19 protein-coding genes are annotated in these 16,980 nt (G+C 59.0%); 11 read left to right on the top strand and 8 right to left on the bottom strand.

Translation table 11 applies throughout. From position 1 onward, the window contains the following. Positions 1–222 precede the first annotated feature (222 nt). The 5 genes from nrdD to folB all read left to right on the top strand — a co-directional run bounded on the left by nrdD (position 223) and on the right by folB (position 5,195). Complete coding sequence (nrdD, locus tag GT571_RS03240) at positions 223–2,445, top strand: anaerobic ribonucleoside-triphosphate reductase (protein ID WP_161155448.1); 2,223 nt, start codon at positions 223–225, stop codon at positions 2,443–2,445. Positions 2,446–2,872: 427 nt separating this feature from the next. Next, complete coding sequence (gene nrdG / locus GT571_RS03235) at positions 2,873–3,454, top strand: anaerobic ribonucleoside-triphosphate reductase activating protein (protein WP_161155446.1); 582 nt, start codon at positions 2,873–2,875, stop codon at positions 3,452–3,454. A gap of 66 nt (positions 3,455–3,520) precedes the next feature. Beyond that, a complete protein-coding gene (folE, locus tag GT571_RS03230; protein WP_152067921.1) occupies positions 3,521–4,078 on the top strand; it encodes a GTP cyclohydrolase I FolE in 558 nt (185 codons plus the stop codon). Between the two features lie 2 nt (positions 4,079–4,080). Beyond that, a complete protein-coding gene (locus GT571_RS03225; RefSeq protein ID WP_192934622.1) occupies positions 4,081–4,662 on the top strand; it encodes an HD domain-containing protein in 582 nt (193 codons plus the stop codon). A gap of 47 nt (positions 4,663–4,709) precedes the next feature. After that, positions 4,710–5,195, top strand: a complete 486-nt coding sequence (folB, locus tag GT571_RS03220) for a dihydroneopterin aldolase (protein ID WP_161155444.1) — start codon at positions 4,710–4,712, stop codon at positions 5,193–5,195. A gap of 6 nt (positions 5,196–5,201) precedes the next feature. On the opposite strand, the gene GT571_RS03215 is transcribed toward folB, so the two are convergent. Continuing rightward, the gene (locus tag GT571_RS03215; protein WP_161192126.1) at positions 5,202–5,978 is read right to left on the bottom strand and encodes a M48 family metallopeptidase; all 777 of its coding nucleotides are present in this window, start codon (positions 5,976–5,978) and stop codon (positions 5,202–5,204) included. A gap of 75 nt (positions 5,979–6,053) precedes the next feature. Next, entirely contained in the window at positions 6,054–7,067 is a 1,014-nt protein-coding gene (locus GT571_RS03210) for a dipeptidase (RefSeq protein WP_161155440.1), read from the bottom strand. Between the two features lie 120 nt (positions 7,068–7,187). Between GT571_RS03210 and GT571_RS03205 the strand changes: the two genes are divergently transcribed. The 3 genes from GT571_RS03205 to GT571_RS03195 all read left to right on the top strand — a co-directional run bounded on the left by GT571_RS03205 (position 7,188) and on the right by GT571_RS03195 (position 9,078). Next, complete coding sequence (locus GT571_RS03205; protein WP_161155438.1) at positions 7,188–7,616, top strand: FKBP-type peptidyl-prolyl cis-trans isomerase; 429 nt, start codon at positions 7,188–7,190, stop codon at positions 7,614–7,616. Positions 7,617–7,619: 3 nt separating this feature from the next. Then, the gene (locus GT571_RS03200) at positions 7,620–8,198 is read left to right on the top strand and encodes an urease accessory protein UreE (RefSeq protein WP_161155436.1); all 579 of its coding nucleotides are present in this window, start codon (positions 7,620–7,622) and stop codon (positions 8,196–8,198) included. A gap of 82 nt (positions 8,199–8,280) precedes the next feature. Next, positions 8,281–9,078, top strand: a complete 798-nt coding sequence (locus GT571_RS03195) for an HAD-IIB family hydrolase (RefSeq protein ID WP_161155434.1) — start codon at positions 8,281–8,283, stop codon at positions 9,076–9,078. Between the two features lie 77 nt (positions 9,079–9,155). Here the strand turns inward: GT571_RS03195 and GT571_RS03190 are convergent, their stop codons facing one another. The 5 genes from GT571_RS03190 to GT571_RS03170 all read right to left on the bottom strand — a co-directional run bounded on the left by GT571_RS03190 (position 9,156) and on the right by GT571_RS03170 (position 12,680). After that, positions 9,156–9,536 carry a Fur family transcriptional regulator gene (locus GT571_RS03190; RefSeq protein ID WP_192934621.1) on the bottom strand — a complete coding sequence of 127 codons (381 nt, stop codon included), beginning with the start codon at positions 9,534–9,536 and terminating at the stop codon, positions 9,156–9,158. Between the two features lie 61 nt (positions 9,537–9,597). Continuing rightward, complete coding sequence (locus tag GT571_RS03185) at positions 9,598–10,008, bottom strand: acylphosphatase (protein ID WP_161155432.1); 411 nt, start codon at positions 10,006–10,008, stop codon at positions 9,598–9,600. Positions 10,009–10,010: 2 nt separating this feature from the next. Then, a complete protein-coding gene (locus GT571_RS03180) occupies positions 10,011–11,117 on the bottom strand; it encodes a Gfo/Idh/MocA family protein (RefSeq protein WP_161155429.1) in 1,107 nt (368 codons plus the stop codon). 75 nt (positions 11,118–11,192) lie between these two features. Continuing rightward, positions 11,193–11,729, bottom strand: coding sequence for a ribonuclease HI (rnhA, locus tag GT571_RS03175; RefSeq protein ID WP_192934620.1), 537 nt, complete (start codon positions 11,727–11,729; stop codon positions 11,193–11,195). A 12-nt stretch (positions 11,730–11,741) separates the two neighbouring features. Then, on the bottom strand, positions 11,742–12,680 hold the full coding sequence (locus GT571_RS03170) for a LysR family transcriptional regulator (protein ID WP_161155427.1): 939 nt from the start codon (positions 12,678–12,680) through the stop codon (positions 11,742–11,744). Positions 12,681–12,953: 273 nt separating this feature from the next. Here GT571_RS03170 and GT571_RS03165 point away from each other — a divergent pair, with 273 nt between their 5' ends. From GT571_RS03165 to GT571_RS03155, 3 genes are all read left to right on the top strand, one after another. Further along, positions 12,954–14,264, top strand: coding sequence for an O-acetylhomoserine aminocarboxypropyltransferase/cysteine synthase family protein (locus tag GT571_RS03165; protein WP_161155425.1), 1,311 nt, complete (start codon positions 12,954–12,956; stop codon positions 14,262–14,264). Between the two features lie 313 nt (positions 14,265–14,577). Continuing rightward, on the top strand, positions 14,578–15,354 hold the full coding sequence (locus tag GT571_RS03160) for a hypothetical protein (RefSeq protein WP_161155423.1): 777 nt from the start codon (positions 14,578–14,580) through the stop codon (positions 15,352–15,354). A gap of 187 nt (positions 15,355–15,541) precedes the next feature. Next, positions 15,542–15,748: a hypothetical protein gene (locus GT571_RS03155; protein WP_117817167.1), complete on the top strand. Its 207-nt coding sequence runs from the start codon at positions 15,542–15,544 to the stop codon at positions 15,746–15,748. A 107-nt stretch (positions 15,749–15,855) separates the two neighbouring features. On the opposite strand, the gene GT571_RS03150 is transcribed toward GT571_RS03155, so the two are convergent. Next, positions 15,856–16,770 carry a ketopantoate reductase family protein gene (locus GT571_RS03150; protein ID WP_240136036.1) on the bottom strand — a complete coding sequence of 305 codons (915 nt, stop codon included), beginning with the start codon at positions 16,768–16,770 and terminating at the stop codon, positions 15,856–15,858. Between the last annotated feature and the right edge of the window lie 210 nt (positions 16,771–16,980).

Raw genomic sequence — 16,980 nt, 5'->3', positions numbered from 1 at the left:
CTTTGTCGTATGATAGATGGCGGACAGAGAACGAAGACCTTAACTGCCTCTTTTGAACGTGTCCTTGAACCGCTTGATCGGCTCCAGGGAATGTCCGCATGGAGGCTTATGGTTTATCGAGAACAAAGATTGCGCGACGGCGCCGCAAGACAGGGGCAAGCCCTGTCGGGCATCGTTTGGCTCTGAAACGCAATGAGACTACGACGTGAAAGAGGCAAGAGGATGAAGATCATCAAGCGCAGCGGCACCGAGGTTGTCTTTGACATCGATAAGATCGTCAATGCCATCCGCGCCGCAAACTTGGAGGTCGAGGAGAGCTCTCGTCTAACCGACCGCCAGGTGGTTTATGCGGCACAAAATGTCGCCGAGGCATGCGAGAACGCGGGCCACACCGTTTCGGTCGAGGAGATTCAGGATTTGGTCGAGGACGAGATCATGCGTCTCGACTGCTACGAGGTTGCCCGCCACTACATCATCTATCGCTATGTTCAGAGCCTGAAGCGCCAGAAGAACACGACCGACGACAAGATTCTGTCGCTGATCGAGTGCAATAACGAAGAGGTCAAGCAGGAGAACTCCAACAAGAACCCGACCGTCAACTCCGTTCAGCGCGACTATATGGCCGGCGAGATTTCCAAGGACCTGACCCAGCGCGTGCTGCTGCCCCAGGAGATCGTGGATGCCCATAATGAGGGCCTGATCCATTTCCACGATTCGGATTACTTTGCCCAGCACATGCACAACTGCGATCTGGTGAACCTGGAGGACATGCTCCAGAACGGCACCGTTATCTCGGGCACGCTGATCGAGAAGCCGCACAGCTTCTCGACTGCCTGCAACATCGCGACGCAGATTATCGCCCAGGTTGCTTCCTCCCAGTACGGCGGCCAGTCTATTTCGCTGACCCATCTCGCCCCCTTTGTTGAAGTGAGCCGTCAAAAGATTCGTGGCGAGGTCGCCCGCGAGCTCGAGGAGCTCGGCGTTTCCGCATCTCCCGAAAAGGTTCGCGAGGTCGTTGAGGATCGCCTGCGTGACGAGATCCGTCGCGGCGTCCAGACGATTCAGTATCAGGTCGTGACCCTTATGACCACCAATGGCCAGGCGCCGTTCGTGACGGTCTTTATGTATCTTAACGAGGCCCGTACGCCCCAGGAGAAGCACGACCTTGCCATGATCGTGGAGGAGACGCTTCGTCAGCGCTATGAGGGCGTTAAGAACGAGGCCGGCGTGTGGATTACCCCGGCATTCCCCAAGCTTATCTATGTACTCGAGGACGATAACGTTCACGAGAATTCCCCGTACTTCTACCTGACCCAGCTGGCTGCCAAGTGCACCGCCAAGCGCATGGTGCCCGATTACATCTCCGAGAAGAAGATGCGCGAGCTCAAGCTGTCGAAGGGCGAGACCGCCGGCAACGGCGATTGCTACACCTGCATGGGTTGCCGCAGCTTCTTGACGCCCGACCGCTCGGGCAACGGCTTTAACAATGTCGCCAACGCGCTGAACTATGACCCGACCAAACCTAAGTACTATGGCCGCTTTAACCAGGGTGTTGTGACCATCAACCTGCCCGATGTCGCGCTGAGCTCGCATCAGGACATGGACAAGTTCTGGAAGATCTTCGACGAGCGCCTCGAGCTGTGCCATCGTGCCCTGCTGTGCCGTCATGAGCGCCTGATGGGCACGCTTTCGGATGCCGCGCCGATTCTTTGGCAGTACGGTGCCCTGGCGCGTCTGAAGAAGGGCGAGACGATCGATAAGCTGCTCGTGGGCGGCTATTCCACCATCAGCCTGGGGTATGCTGGCCTGTATGAGTGCGTCAAGTACATGACGGGTCACAGCCACACCGAGAAGGAGGGCACGCCGTTTGCCATGGCCGTCATGCAGCGCATGAATGACAAGTGCGCCGAGTGGAAGGCCGAAAGCGATATCGATTTCTCGCTGTACGGTACGCCGTTGGAGTCGACGACCTACAAGTTCGCCAAGTGCCTGCAACGCCGTTTTGGCATTATCCCGGGCGTGACGGACAAGGGCTACATTACCAACAGCTATCACGTCCACGTGTCCGAGGAGATCGATGCTTTCGACAAGCTTAAGTTCGAGGGCATGTTCCAGCAGCTTTCGCCGGGCGGTGCTATCTCCTACGTTGAGGTTCCCAACATGCAGGACAACCTCAAGGCTGTCATTCGTGTGATGCAGTACATCTACGACAACATCATGTACGCCGAGCTCAACACCAAGAGCGACTACTGCCAGGTGTGCGGCTACGATGGCGAGATCAAGATTGTCGAGGACGATGGCAAGCTGGTGTGGGAGTGCCCCAACTGCGGCAACCGCGACCAGGAGAAGATGAACGTCGCTCGTCGTACGTGCGGCTACATCGGTACCCAGTTCTGGAACCAGGGTCGAACCGAGGAGATCCGCGACCGCGTGCTGCATCTCTAATACCGCTCCGGGGCTGAGCCGAGAGGGCCGCTTGGGCTTTTGCTCGCTATTTCGGACAGTCCTGCGCAAGACGAAGGCCACATTAAGTGGCCTTCTTTGCGTGCGGAACTCATATCGAGCAAAAGCCCAAGCGGCCCTCTCGTCTCAGCCAAGTTGATGTAGTTGAGATGCAGCGCGCAGTCTGCTCACTCCTCGAAGTTCTTAGCGGAAATAATTCGAGTTGCAGCTGCGATTTACTTGCGATGGTGGTTGAGCCGCAACCCAGTTTTTATTGGACCTCGAACCCTATACTCGATGTTCGCTTCGTTCATTGAGTTACCCTTTGCATGAGGCCGGGACATATCGTCCCGCCCGCAGTTTCGCAGGCCGAAGGCCGAGAATGTTTGAGGACGGGATGATATGTCCCGGCCTCCCGGGAGAGTTACCTATGAACTACGCGAACATTAAGTATTTCGACATTGCTGATGGAGAAGGCGTTCGTACTTCTCTGTTTGTGAGTGGGTGCCGTCGTGGGTGCAAGAACTGCTTTAACTCTGTTGCGTGGGACTTTGCTGCGGGCGAGCCCTTTGATAGCGCCGTCGAGGACAAGATTATCGAGAGCCTCGACCATCCCTTTATCGATGGTCTGACGATTTTGGGCGGCGAGCCTATGGAACCTGAGAATCAGGCGGGGCTCGTTGATTTCATTGAGCGTGTTCGTGCCGCTTATCCTATGGGGTCGGGGAAGACTATTTGGTGCTTTACTGGCGACGTACTCGAGGAGCTTATGCCGGGCGGTCGTCATCATACCGAGGTGACGGACCGCATTCTTGCCTGCCTCGACATGTTGGTGGACGGCCCGTTCGTTCAGGATCTGTACGATATCTCGTTGCGCTTTAGGGGTTCGAGCAATCAGCGCGTGATCGACATGAACGCCACGCGCGCTCGTGCCGCGCGTGAGGGCGTTGCGCTTTGCGATGCTGTGGAGCTTTGGCGAGACGATCCGGTCTATTCGACCCATACTATGTAGCTTGCGGCCGATGCCGGAGGGCGTGGTACCATAGCGCGAACGTGAAATTGGAAAAGTGAGGCCCAGATGGTCGATCAGGAAAAAGTCGAGGCCGCTATTAAGCTGTTGCTTGAGGGCATAGGCGAGGACCCAACTCGTGAGGGCCTGCTGGAGACCCCGGCGCGCGTTGCCCGTATGTATGGTGAGATCGCCGGCGGTATGGACCAGAGTGCCGAGGAGCACCTGTCCAAAACCTTTGCCGTCGCTTCGAACGATTTGGTTATCGAGCGCGACATCACGTTCTACTCGCTGTGCGAACATCATCTGCTGCCGTTTTATGGCAAGGCCGCCATTGGTTACATCCCTAACGGTCGGGTGGCTGGGCTTTCCAAGCTCGCCCGCACGGTTGAGGTTTATGCCCGCCGTCTTCAGCTGCAGGAGCAGCTGTGTGCACAGGTTGCCGATGCTCTCATGGAGTATCTCGCTCCCCAGGGAGCGATTGTGTTGATGGAGGCCGAGCATATGTGCATGACGATGCGTGGCGTGCAAAAGCCCGGCACCAAGACCGTGACGCTCGCTCGCCGCGGCGTCTTTGAGACCGATCCCGCGCTCGAGGAGCGTTTCTTTAGGATGCTGGGCCGCTAACCATGAGAGTCGTCAACGACTTTACATCGAAGACCGATGAGGGGACGTCGCGTCGCGGCTTTATGGCTTCGGGCCTGGCCCCCTTTGGCGCCATGCCTCGCATTGATTACATTTGTGCCAACGGGCTGTTCCGGCGGCACCTGGGCAACATTGCACAGTTGGAATCGGGGCGCATCTTCTGCCGCCACGGTATTGACCATCTGCTCGATGTCGCTCGCATTATGTGGATCAAGAATCTCGAGGAGCAGCTCGAATTTGACCGCGAGGTCATCTACGCCACAGCACTTCTTCACGATATCGGCAAAGATGAACAGTACGAATCGGGTATATCCCATGATGTTGCAAGCGAGCGCGTCGCTGATGCAATACTCGCCGGCATGCCCGATGACGTGGCGTTTGAGTCGGCCGATGCCGCGGCCATTAAGACGGCTATTCTGGGCCATCGAAAGCTGCGCGTGAACAGCCAACCGCTTGAGCGTCTGCTCTATGCAGCCGACAAAGCGTCGCGCGCTTGCTTTGCATGCCCCGCGCGCAATGCTTGCAACTGGAGCGATGATAAAAAGAACCTGTCGATTCGCGTGTAGTTAGTTAGTTTGCGCGGTCGGGGTTCTAAACGAAGGAGACGATCGCGATGAGTAACAAGAAACTGCCCGAGAATGCAACCAAGACTGAGGGTGCTGAGCTCGCCCGTCGTGGTAGGGGTGAAATTTCTACTGCGACGGCGGTGCCTCACGTGAGCTATGACGATCTGCGCCATGCCGATCGTATTGTCGTTGACGGCCTTGAGGTTTTTGCCAACCATGGCGTGTATCCCGAGGAGAACGCGCTGGGTCAGAAGTTCATCGTGTCCTTGGTGCTCTATGCCGACCTGCGTGCAGCGGGGGAGCACGATAACTTGGACGCCTCGATTGACTATGGCTCGGTGTGCCACGATGTTGATGGCTATCTGCGCGAGCATACGTTTAAGCTCATCGAGGCGGCAGCCGAGGGGGCAGCCCAGATGCTGCTGCGCCGCTATCCCTCGCTGCTTGGTGTGCGCATAAAGCTCGATAAGCCGTGGGCTCCTGTTGGCCTGCCCCTGGCAAGCTGCGGCGTCGAAATCGAGCGCGTGCGCTAACCGGTTCTAATACGTCTCCATGGGTGGCTGCTTGAGCCGCTGCGACAGAGCTCTATTGTTGGGGCAGTACGTGTCGAGCAAGGCGTGGAACCGCTGATTGTGGCTTGGCTCGAGCAAGTGGACGAGCTCGTGGGCGACAACCATGTCGAGGCATTCGACGGGGTAGGCGGCGAGCTCGCGCGCGATGCGAATGGCGCCGGTCTTGGGCGTGCATGAGCCCCAACGCGTTTTCATGCTGCGTACGGAAATGCGGGAAACGGCGACACCCATTGTGATTTCGTACGCGTGCACGATGTCGCGTAGCGCTGCGGTGACCTCGGTCGTATAAAGCTGGTCGATGTGGGCTTGGAGCTCGTCGGACGTTAGGCCGTCGAGGATTGCGCGCCGCTTAGCCTGTGGGCTTTCGTCCGATTCGTCGGTACCTATAAAACTTGCGAAGGTGGCCTGCTTGGGTCGCGGTGCGGGCGATGCAAAGTTGTGATCGAGTGCGTCCTGTACCGTGATGGGCTTGCCCCAAAGTGCAATGATGGACGAGGGACTGAGCGGCTCTCGCGCCGTCGCCTGACGTTGCTCGCGCCGGGCAAGTCGGCTGATAATCCAGGCGCTGTTGCGCTTCACAAACGCTTCGATACGCTCGCGGCTGGCGCCGAGCGGTGCGCTAGCGTGGACCTCACCGCTCGATGTGACGCGTAGGTTGAAGTTCTTGACGCGCTTTTTGGTAACGACGACGGAGATGGGCATCCCATCCGGTCGGGGTACGGAAATCGTGAATTGCTGCGTCAAAAGTTATCCTTCAGATTGGGTGGCGGGGCGGCATGTCGATCGCTCGGCATGCCGGCCCGCTCAAGGGATGTGAAATTAATAACGCTCAAAGAAGGCAAGCGCGTTGTCGCTGCAGAGCTTCTGCATCACGGTCTTGCCAAAGTGCTTGGAGAGCATGTTCTGGAATTCGGGCATCTTGCTGGCATCGGAGAGGAAAGCGGGCACCGTGGCACCGTCCCAGTCGCCGCCGAGCGCGATGGCGTCCTCGCCGCCCAGGTCGAGCCAATGCTCGATATGTGCCGCCAGCTGGTCGAAGGTGACGTCTGCGGCGGTTTTGTCGGTTGCGTCGTTGGAAAGGAACTCGCTGCAGTAGTTGAGGCCGACGATGCCGCCCATGTCGCGAATGGTGCGGAACTGGTCGTCGGTAAGGTTGCGCTTGACGCCGCAAACCGCACGGGAGTTGGAGTGGCTGGCGACGAAGGGGCGCGTGGCATGGGTGACAACCTCGTCAAAGCACTCATCGTTGAGGTGGGAGACGTCGAGCACCATGCCGGCGTGCTCCATCTGCGTAAGCGCCTCGATACCGGCGGCGGTGAGACCGGCGTGGGTGTCGTGGCCGCTCGCGAGCGGTCCCTGCGCATTCCAGCTGAGTGACGACATGAGTACGCCCAGGCTCTTGAGCACCTCGATCAGCGCGGGGTCCTCGGCAAAGAACGTGGCGTTTTCGATGGTGTGGATGCAGGCGACCTTGCCGTCTTTGAGCGCGGGGCGAATGTCTGCGGCGTTGCGTACGTTGACCATGCGGTCGTGGTTGAGCATTGCTTGGCCGCTCATGTGTGCCATGATCTGCGCCTGGAAGCGCGCGGCGTGGGCGGTGGGAATCTCGTCGGGGACAAACGTGGCGAAGCACTGTGCCCACGGCGTGTTGCCGATCTTTGCGAGCGAGATGGCGCAGGCGTTGCCCTCGATGAGGTCGAAATCTTGCGGATGCGTTTCGTCGCCGGGGAAATAACCGTCGGTGCCGGCGGTAAAGCGCAGGTCGAGATCGAGCGTGGCCCAGCCGATGCGGTCAGCGGTGTCGCAGTGTAGGTCAAATACGGGATATGCCATGGTTCCTCCGGTTGCAGCGTTTCTTTGCAAACTGTCATTGAATTGTATGACTAGGGTATAGTTAGCGCCATATGTTCATGGCGGCCCGCGTTGTGCGCCGCCCTTATTACGGAGGTTACCATGTCCAACCAGGGCAAGAAGGTCAAGGCCCATTATCGCGGCACGCTCGATGACGGCACGCAGTTCGATAGCTCCTACGATCGCGGCGAGCCGCTGGAGTTCACCTGCGGCGCCGGTCAGATGATCAAGGGCTTCGACGCCGCCGTGGTCGACATGCAGGTGGGCGAGAAGAAGACCGTGCACATTCCTGCGGCCGATGCCTACGGCGAGCACAACCCCGAGATGGTTCTGACCTTCCCGGCCGAGCAGGTTCCCAACATCGAGCAGATCGAGAAGGGCATGAAGCTCTTCCTGTCCACGCCGAGCGGCATGCCTGTCCCCGCCGTGGTCATCGACGTAACGCCCGAGGCCGTGACGCTCGACGCCAACCACGAGCTGGCCGGCAAGGACCTCAACTTTGATATTGAGCTCGTCGAGGTCGAGGGCTAGAGCATGCCTGAACGCTTGGTTTCGACGACATGTTTGGGAAATCTCAACGATCCGTCCTATGAACTCCTGCTTCGCCGGGAGCTGGGCGGTGTCTTTGAGGTCGATGAGCTACTGCTCGATTGGGACCAGGCTGATGTATGCGCGTTTGTGGGCGTGACGGAGCTGGGGCGCACGATCGATGTTCGGCTGGATGCTACCGACGGTGGTCGTCTTGCCGACGGCGACGTGCTCGCCATTGACCGTTCGGGCGTGGTGCCCGTGGCGGTTGTCGTGCGCCTGCGCAGCGCCGAGGTTTATTTGGTCGAAGTCGACCGCATGGATCCGATTGCGCTCGCGCATGCGTGCTGGGAGATCGGCAACATGCATGCGCCGCTCTTCCGGGGCGACTCGGACGAGCATACCGTGCGCATGTATACGCCGGTGCAGCCTGTTTTGGGCCGCATGCTCCGGGGTGTCGAGGGTGTTCGGCTCTCGGTGGTTACCCGTGAACTCGATACGGACCGGCGCTTTGCGTCGAGTGCGGCGGAGGTCGTCGTTAGCATGGCTCCGGACTTTACCATCGTAAAAAAGACGCGCGGCTAAGCGCGCGTATGCGCAAGACGGGCTTTGAGGGGCGACCAATCAAGGTCCGTCTTGCTGTTGATAGGAGGCTTTGGGGAAGCGTATGGGTCTTGAGGGAATCAAGCTGATTGCATGCGATTTGGACGGCACGTTGCTGCATCCGGGGGAGCGCGAGCCGCGTTCCGAGGCCTTTGAGCTCATTGATGAGCTGCATCGTCGCGGTATCGTGTTTATGCCGGCGAGTGGCCGTCAATATGCGAGCTTGCGCTACCTGTTTACCCCGGTGGCCGATGAGCTCGCCTATGTATGCGAAAACGGAGCCCTGGTGATGAGCGAGGAGCGTGCCGTTGTCAAGCGTTCCATGGAGCGTGGTCTTGCTATGGATATCGCGAATGCCGTGGTTGCGTATCCCCATGCCGACGTGACCCTTTCGTGTGAGGGGCACCTCTACACCATGAGCGGCAACGATGCGTTCGTCGACCATTTGCGCTATGAGGTCCACTGCGATGTGGCGGTGGTCGACCGTCCCGAGGACATTGACGAGGACGTCATTAAGATTGCCTTCCAGACGCCCGAGGTGGATCAGCCGACGGCCCTGGAGTATTTCGAGCGCCTCTTTAGCGACCGTGTCGACGTGATGACGTCGGGAACCGAATGGACGGACTTTATCGGTTTCGGTTCGGGCAAGGGCTCCGCGCTTGCCGATTACGGTCGTGCCCTGGGGATTTCGCCCGATGAGATGATGGCGTTTGGCGACAATGAGAACGATCGCGACATGCTCAACGTCGTGGGCCATCCCTATCTGATGGAGAGCTGCAATCCCAGCATGCGCGGCATTAATGACCGCGTCCGCTATGTGCACACGGTCGAAGAAGAACTGCGTCGCCTGCTTGCTGAGTAGACATTTGGGACATGTCTAGAAATCTACTTTTTGCTGCAAAGTGCGGAAAGGTGGATTTTAAGGCATGTCCCAAACATCTACCGGCAGTCGGGGCAGAGACCCTCGAAGATGGTGTAGTGCGACGTGACGTGCCAGCCGATTTGCTCGGACGCTTTGGCGTCGAGCTGGGCATCGAAGGGGAGCGGTACGTCGATGACGCGGCTGCACGAGGTGCAGATGATATGCGCATGCGGCTCGATGGTACGATCGAAGCGACTCCCGCCCGGCGTCTTGATCGAGAGGATTTCTCCGGCATCTGCCAAGAGATTGAGGTTGCGGTAGACCGTGCCGCGGCTGATCTTGTCATCCTGTTCGCGCACGGCGTTGTAGATTTCGTCGGCGGTGGGATGGTTATAGCTTTGGCGCACGGCGTCAAGGACCAGCTTTCGCTGCTTGGTATTCCTTCTTTGCACCGCCATGCGCCTCGCCTCTTTTCTATCAACGGTCGTAGGTAAATGATACCGTATTTAGCACACAATACTAATAATGAGGAGTGAAACCGTCTTCATTGGCAAGTGGGGCTCGGGCCTGGGCATCTACGAGGCGAAAACGCGTTCCCATGCGCTCGTAGGAGACATGGAGCGCCTCGAGATGAGATAGGATGTCTGCCGGAGCTCCCTGTATCTCCATCTCGACTGAGCCGTCTTCCATGTTACGCACCCAGCCGGTGAGTGCGCGTGCCTGCGCGAGGTTGTTGTTGGTAAAGCGAAAACCAACGCCTTGGACTTGCCCCTCCCAGCGCAGGAAATAGCGCAGGGGAGTGTCTTGAGTGGCCTCGTCGCTTGCGAGCACAGTAAGCCTGCGGCGCAGCTCGAGCTCGACGTTTGATGGTTTTTGAGGCTCTCGACTGCCGCCGGTGACGCTGGAGAAGAACGTATCAAAGAGGCCCATCGTTATGCCTGCTTGCCTGCGTCGGCCGGGAAGGTTATGCCGGCCTGCTGACGCACGGCATCCATGATGCGTAGTGAGACGAGCGTGACATCGCGGTAGTGGCCAAGCTCGTGGCGTCCCGCCGGGGTCTCCCAAAGCTCTTCCTTGACGTTATCGATGCCGCCGATGGCGGTGATAAAGTCTGTGAGTTCGTATTCCATGGTGTTGCTCGATTTGGGCAGGTCGAGCACGCGACCGTTGTCGCTCTGTTCGCGCGGCGGCTCGGTCGCCGAGCCGCGTACGACGTCGCCGCGATAGTCGATGCGGACGTTGCGGGGCGTTGACAGATGGTCAATCTGGATAGTGCCACGCTCGCCTTCGATCTGCGAGGGCAGTAGGTCATTCGTAATTTTGGAGTGCGCGAGTTCGACGGAGATACGGCCACCGCCGTAGCTGGCGAGGATGGAACCGCAGCCATCGATGGGGCCGTGCGTGAGCTGTCGCGTGGTGGGGTCGAGCAGAGTAGCCATGCTCGTAAGGCCGGAGGGCATGCCGAAAATCTCGACCATGGGCTCGACGGTGTAGACGCCAATATCCATGAGGGAACCCGATGCCATGTTGCAGTCGAAGATATTGGTGGCGCGTCCCGCGAGAATCTCGTTGTAGCGCGAGGAATACTTGCCAAAGCGCAATGAGGCGCGGCGGATGGGGGCGATCTCGCCCAGGGCGTCCTCGATGGCGTGGAAGGCGGGATCGTGGAGGGGACGCATGGCCTCGAGGGCCACGACACCTGCTGCCTCGGCAGCGCGGAAGACTTCCAGCGCCTGCGCCTCGGTGGCGCAGAAGGGCTTCTCGACGATGACGTGCTTGCCACCGGCGATGCAGGCAAGGGCCTGCTCGTAGTGAAGTGCGTTAGGGCTGCCGATGTAGACGGCGTCGACGTCGTCGGCTGCCGCGAGCTCATCGAGTGAAGTAAAGTTTCGCTCGCCACCGCGCTCGGCGGTAAAGGCAGCACCGCGATCTGCATCGCGCGAGAGCGTGCCCACAAACGCGGCTTGGTCGTTGGCGTTGACGACCTGGATAAAGTCGTCGGTAATCATGGATGTGCCGATGGTCGCTATACGCAGCATGTATCCCCCTCGTGCCGTTCGGTTTACAGGATGAGTGTAGCGCGAGGGGGCAGGAAATGGCGTGCGAAAACGCCGTTACAGGTCGCTCTCGTTAAAGCCGGTGTCGATATCGAGGTTGCTGCCGTCGGCCGCCGTGGTGGCAAGCTCGTCGCAGCGCTCGTTGAGCTCATGGCCGGCGTGACCCTTAACCCAGATGAATTCAACCTTGTGCTTGCTCTTTGCGGTGAGCAGGCGCTCCCACAGATCGCGGTTCTTGACAGGCTGCTTGTTGGCGGTTTTCCATCCGCGTTTTTTCCATCCGTCAATCCAGTGTTTGTTGAAGGCGTTGACGACGTACTGCGAATCGGAATGGACTTCGACGTCGCAGGGGCGGTTGAGCGCCTCGAGCGCTACGATGACCGCCATGAGCTCCATGCGGTTGTTGGTGGTCTTGGCGTAACCGCGCGAAAGTTCGGAGGTGAAGGTCTTGCCGGCGGGGTTGGTGTATTTGAGCACGGCGCCGTAGCCGCCGCGTCCCGGATTTGATCGGGCCGAGCCGTCGGTATAGATGATGACCTTCACATGGTTCCTTTCGTTGGGTATGTTTCGTGCGAGTGACCATTGTAGCGCCATGCCCGCCGGGGGCTAGCAATTTACGATTTCTACCCCGTCTTCCGACAGTTGGTTGGCATGGATGATGCGGTTGAGCTCGTCGAGGTATTGCTGCAAGAGGGGAGAGGGCTTGCGGTCGTCATGCATGATGTAGCCCACATGCATCGTCGGGGCGTCTGCCAAGGGGATCGAGGCCATGCCCCACTGCATTTCGCTGGAGAGTACGCCGGTCGACAGCGCATAGCCGTTCGAGGTGATAAGCAGGTTGGTGAGCGTCCCGCGGTCGGATACGCGGATATTGCGGTTGCAGGGAATATAACTAAACGGTTCCTCGGCGTAATAGAAGGAGTTCGAGGTGCCTTGCTCAAAGCTGTAGCGCGTATAGGGCGTAAGGTCGGCAAGGGACAGTTGCGGGCGGCGGGCGAGCGGGTGGCGCTCGCTGACGAACACGTGGACTTTTGCATCAAAGAGGGGATGAAAGCTCGCCCGGGCATCGGTAAAGGCCTTCTGCAAGACACGGGTATTAAAGTCATCCAGATAGAGGATGCCGATATCGCTGCGAAACGCGCGCACGTCGTCGATGATCTGCGCTGTGGTGGTCTCGCGCATGATGAACTCGAACTTGCTGTCGCGGCAGCGCTCGACGACGTTGACGAAGGCCTCGACCGAGAACGCGTAGTGTTGGGCCGAGATGGCAAGGCGGGCCTGAGGTGTACCGCCGTCCTCGTAGCGGGCCTCGAGCATGTCGGCCTGCTCTACGACCTGGCGTGCATAACCCAAAAGCTCGGTGCCGTCGTTGGTGAGTGCAACACCGCGGCTAGAGCGCGTAAAGATTTCGATATGAAGTTCCTGCTCTAGGCTTTTGACGGCATTGGAGATATTGGACTGTGCCGTATAGAGGCGCTGGGCTGCGGCGTTGATCGAACCGGACTCTGCCACGGCGATCAAAAAGCGAAGCTGCTGGAGGGTCATCGGCGCCCATCCTTTCGAGTGTTATCTACAAAACCGATAACAGGTTAGCGCTTTTAAGTGATTGACCGAGGGAAACAATGCTCGTACTATTCAAAACACACAAAGGCGGTAGGTAATTAAGCCAACCACGAAACCGGGATGCGAAGGGAGGCCCGCATATGAATTGCTTACCAAGACGAATGCCGGGCTCCTGTTTGCGCCCGTCGGCGTGATCAGGAGACAGCGACTTACTTCTCTTACTCTTATTACTTTTATTCGATCAAGGAGATCATCATGAGCCAGTTCATCAACAACCCCGAGCACACCTTTGGTTTCGATACCCTGCAGCTGCACGTTGGCCAGGAGAGTGCCGATCCTGCATCCGACTCCCGTGCCGTGCCTATCTACCAGACCACGAGCTATGTATTCCGCAACTCCCAGCACGCTGCCGACCGCTTTGGCCTTGCCGACGCCGGTAACATCTACGGCCGTCTGACCAACTCCACTCAGGGCGTCTTCGAGGACCGTATCGCCGCACTCGAGGGTGGCGTGGCGGGTCTTGCCGTCGCCTCCGGTGCCGCCGCCATCACCTATACCCTGCAGGCTCTTGCCCAGGCCGGTGACCACGTGGTGGCTCAGAAGACTATCTACGGCGGTTCCTACAACTTGCTGGAGCATACGCTTTCCCAGTTTGGCGTCGAGACCACGTTTGTCGATGCCCATAACCTGGAAGAGGTCGAGGGTGCCATCAAGGACAACACCACGGTCATCTATCTCGAGACGCTCGGCAACCCCAACTCCGACATCCCCAACATCGACGCCATTTCCGAGATCGCCAAGAAGCACGGTCTGCCGGTTGTCGTCGACAACACCTTCGGCACCCCGTATCTGTTCCGCCCGCTGGAGCATGGAGCCAACATCGTCGTCCACTCCGCAACCAAGTTCATCGGCGGCCACGGCACCTCGCTGGGCGGTGTGATCGTCGACGGCGGTAACTTCGATTGGAAGGCGAGTGGCAAGTACGCCCAGATCGCTGAGCCCAACCCCTCCTACCACGGTGTTTCGTTTGCCGAGGCTGCCGGTCCCGCCGCCTTCGCAACCTATGTCCGCGCTATCCTGCTGCGTGACGAGGGCGCTTGCATTAGCCCGTTCAACGCCTGGGTCCTGCTCCAGGGCACCGAGACTCTGTCGCTGCGCGTCGACCGTCATGTCGAGAACACCAAGAAGGTCGTTGAGTTCCTGGCTGGTGACAGCCACGTCGCCAAGGTGAACCACCCGAGCCTGCCTGAGCACCCCGATCACGAGCTCTATCAGAAGTACTTCCCCAACGGCGGTGCCTCGATTTTCACCTTCGAGATCAAGGGCGGCCAAGAGGCTGCATGGAAGTTCATCGACCACTTGCAGGTGTTCTCGCTGCTCGCCAACGTGGCGGACGTCAAGTCGCTCGTCGTACACCCGGCTACCACTACGCACTCCCAGCTCTCTGCCGAGGAGCTCGCCGAGCAGAACATCACGCCCTCCACGATCCGTCTTTCCATCGGCACCGAGAACGCCGAGGATATCATTTGGGATCTGAAGCAGGCCTTCGCCTCGCTGGACGAGTAAGGCGACTTGTGCAAGGACCCCTTGCGACTCGATAGGTATAACTGCATAAAATGCCTGCTCAAGGCGCCTGTGCGAACAATGGTTGCACAGGCGCCTTTTTTGCATAGAGAGGGTGCAAAAACAGGGTTTTTGACACGCTTTATGCATTCGAGTTATGGAAAACTCCTGTTGAGTGGATGTGAGTTTTACGCAATTGACGTGCGCCTTTTGAGTAAAACCGCAGGTCGCGATTTGCTCGGGGTACTATGCAGCGCGATCGAATCACACGCAGCTCAAACGCAGCAAAAAACGCACTACGGAGGTTTCCAGCTACATGAGGATCGATTCACGAAAACCGATAGTCGCCGCCCTTTCCGCCGCTCTGACCGTGGCACTTTTGGCGGGCGCCGGCGCAACTGATGCCCACGCGGCAACACTATCCGATACGGTTGGATCTACGCCGTCCGAGGCGACGCTGGTGCAGCCCGTCGACTACCGCGGCGACGGTTATGGCTCTATGCAGGAGTGGAACGCCTCGATGGGGGCAAAGCGCGATTCCCTGGAGATGCGCGCTCAGATCATTATGAATATGTATGGCGACTATGCCACCGATGACGAGCGCGCTGTGTTGCAGGGTTGCATCGACGGTGCGGGTAGCCTGTTGACGATGGGGGAGGTCGACGCCAAGTCGACCGAGCTCGACGAGCTTCGCTCCACGCTCGAGGATGCCAAGCGCGAGGCGCTCGAGGCTGCCGCAGCCGAAGCCGAGGCCGCTGAGGCCGTTCAGGCTTCGCATTACAACGCCGGCTCCGGTTCGTCTTACGCGTCTGCTGTATATTACGCGAACGGCTCCGGCCTGACGCGCTCGAGCGGCGTCAATAACTATAACGGTCGTCGTGAGACTTATTACAGCAGCAACGTGTTGTATCACCACCGCACGGGCGAGTGGACCCAGGATTCCGAGGGCTTTTGGCGCGATTCCGATGGTTACTACGTCGTGGCCGCGGGCGATAAGGCTCAGGGCTCCACGTTTACCGGATCCAAGGGCGAGTGCAAGGTCTATGACTCCGGCTGCGCAGCCGGAACTACCGACTACTACACTGGCTGGTAATCTGCCATAAGCCAATAGGACATGACGGGCGGGCGTCTTTACCGAGCCTTTGGGCAACGTAAGGGCGTTCGTTTTTTGTGCGTGTTTGAGTTAACAGAGCGCTTACCGTGGCGGTACGCCGCGCATATGGGCGCGGGGCACACTAGTTCATGAGAAATAAGGTCTTTCTCTTGGAGGATGTGGTCTTGTGAACGCTCGAGATATCGCCGTCGCCGCCGTCGCATTGGTGCTTGGTTGTCTTGGTCCTACGACCGCGCTCGTCGCGGGCATGCAGGGTTCTTGTGGGGCTGCTCCAATCGTGGTCGGCGCGCTGATCGTAGCCGCACTGCTGGGAAGCGCGGGTGTAGTCCTTTGTCGCGACGATGAGGGCCAGGCCTCGGAGTCGCAGCTCTAACCGTCGGGACATCGACTACTGGTTATAGATGAAGATGAAAGCCGCCGTAAGGGGAGTGCCCTTGCGGCGGCTTTGCTGTTGAGTCTGTTGACGTGGTGAGTCGGGCGCTACCAGCTTGCCTCGATATCGCGAATGCGCTGATAGAGCCATTCGTTCTGCGGCGCCTGGATATCGTGCTTGGCCGCCAGACGGCAGATGGTGCCGGCGAACTCCTCGACCTCGGTTTTGCGCCGCGCGACGCGGTCTTGCGCCATCGAGGGCATGCCGGCGGGATCGATTCCTTCGATGAGGTGCACCATCTGCGTCAGGTCTGCCTCGGTCAGCTCAACGCCCTCGGCGTTGGCGACCGCAAGCGTTTCGCGCATGGCGGAAACAAGGCAGCGACGCTGCTCGGAGCCCGGCTCCGTGGCACTTCCGTACGTGCCGCCGTAGGCCATGCAGGTCTGGTTGATGCCGTCGTTGAGCATGAGTTTGGCCCACATGCGGTGCGCAATGTCGCTCTCGACGGTATGGGCGATGCCGCAGCGCGTGTAGAGCTCGTCGATTGCGGTGATGGTTGCGGGGTCCGTACCGGCCGCCGCGCCAAAGCGGATTTCGCCCGTGTTGGTAAAGGTGAGCTCTCCGTTGAGGAACACGGCGTCCATACCCTGGCAAATACCAAGAACGGTATGCTCCCAGCCAAAGCGCTCGGCAATCTTTTGCTCGCTCGTGATGCCGTTGCACAGCGAGGCGATGAGCGTGTTGGGTCCCACGACGCGCTCCATAGTCTTGAGTGCTTGGTCGAGACCGGTGGTCTTGACCGTCAGGATGACCAGATCGGCGGGCGTTGCCTTGCTGGCGCGGACGGACTTGAGCGCACAGGGCTTGTCGTTGACGGTGAGCGCATCGTTTGCGTGACGCTCAAAACGGGCGTCATCCATAACGTATTCGACGGCGTCATTGCCGAGGGCCTTGGCAATCATACTGCCGTAGAGCAGGCCGACGCCGCCCTTGCCGATAAAGGCGACCTTGTTGATGTGCATGTGAATCATCTCCCCATATAAAAGGCGCCCGCGTAAAGGGCGCCTGATGGATTGTATGCCGCCGGACCATGCTGCGTGCACCGGATGGCTGTATTTGTTTGTTGCTCCTTTCATCGGGCTTTTTGCTGATGTTAAAGCGGTGTCGTGACGGCTCGATTTCTGCTGCGTTACGATACGTTCTCGATTGCGATTCCACGATGTTTCGGCCGC

The sequence above is a fragment of the Collinsella aerofaciens genome, from assembly GCF_009876115.1.
GTDB classification, from domain to species: domain Bacteria; phylum Actinomycetota; class Coriobacteriia; order Coriobacteriales; family Coriobacteriaceae; genus Collinsella; species Collinsella aerofaciens_N.
This window is presented reverse-complemented; position numbering and strand designations above follow the sequence as displayed.